The following is a 220-nucleotide window of genomic DNA, read 5'->3' as shown; positions in this document are numbered from 1 at the left end:
GAAGGGGGGAAAAGAAGGTGAAATTGTGGATGTTGCGAAGTTGGTGAATGGAATGGGGGGGATAGTACGTGGTGGTGGTAGTGGAGTTATCGGGATTGAAGGTGTGGAGAAAGTGAGAGGGGTAAGAGAGAGGGTTATTGGGGATGGGGTAGAAGGTGGTAGGTATATGGGTGGTGGTGGAATGTGTGGTGGTGAGGTGTAGATTGAAGGTGGAATGTGT

The 220-nt window shown here is 50.0% G+C and carries 1 pseudogene; it reads left to right on the top strand.

Going from position 1 to position 220, the window contains the following annotated elements:
• Positions 1–202: pseudogene (locus FS628_RS32475) on the top strand (UDP-N-acetylglucosamine 1-carboxyvinyltransferase); the annotation flags it as partial.
• Between the last annotated feature and the right edge of the window lie 18 nt (positions 203–220).

The organism is Paenibacillus xylanexedens, assembly GCF_007676705.1.
Classification (GTDB): Bacteria; Bacillota; Bacilli; order Paenibacillales; family Paenibacillaceae; genus Paenibacillus; species Paenibacillus xylanexedens_C.
The sequence above is the reverse complement of the archived record's forward strand: the minus strand, read 5'-3'. Positions and strand labels throughout refer to the sequence as shown.